This window comes from Alteromonas sp. ABE4_545 (assembly GCF_056161325.1).
This window is the reverse complement of the sequence record NZ_JBSWYY010000071.1, coordinates 1-813: the sequence shown is the minus strand read 5'-3', so window position 1 is coordinate 813 and position 813 is coordinate 1. Positions and strand designations below refer to the sequence as shown.

Genomic DNA, 813 nt, shown 5'->3' with positions numbered 1-813 from the left:
CGCGGGACATAAATACACGAGGGAAAAGACATCAACATGCTTCTACCCCGTATGAAGAAAAAGAAGGTTTCAAGTGGGAAAGTGCATCGGTAAACATGGCTTCGCGGTTGGGAGAACAAATGAAAAAGGTTATATCTGTCTGTGACAGGGAAGCCGATATCTATGAGTATCTGTTATACAAACTAAAACAGAAGCAACGATTTGTTGTTCGCTCCATGCAGAGTCGTTGTATCCAAGAAGATAAAAACAAGCTTTATCATTATGCCGGAGATTTAGTTAGTGCAGGACAGAAAACGGTGCATATTGCTCAGAAAGGAGGACGCAAATCGCGGACAGCTACGCTGGATATCGTATTTGCGCCGGTAACACTGAAAGTACCAGCCAACAAGAAAGGCGAAGCGCTGCCAATTTATTATGTCGGATGTCAGGAGAGAACGAAGCCAGACAATGGACTATGCTGGCATTTGATGACCAATGAGGTAATAGAAAGCAAGGAAGATGCACTGCGTATCATAGGATATTATGAACACAGGTGGTTAATCGAAGAGTACCATAAGGCGTGGAAAACGGATGGCACCAATATCGAGGACGCTCAACTCCAAAGTAAAGATAATTTAGAGCGACTGGCCACTATCAACGCATTTATCGCAGTAAGAATACTGCAGTTAAAATTCGCCAAAGAACAAAATGAAGATAGGAGTTGTGAACAGGTTCTATCGCCCAAAGCGTGGAAATTACTGTGGTTGAAAAACGAGAGTAAAACAATACCATCGACTCCCCCAAGCATAAAGTGGGCTTATGAGCACCTTGCCA

The 813-nt window shown here is 43.3% G+C and carries 1 protein-coding gene; it reads left to right on the top strand.

The features are described from left to right. Nucleotides 1-813, top strand: an 813-nt coding sequence (locus ACXAH6_RS20355) for an IS4 family transposase (RefSeq protein ID WP_474879820.1), incomplete at both ends; no start/stop codon positions are given.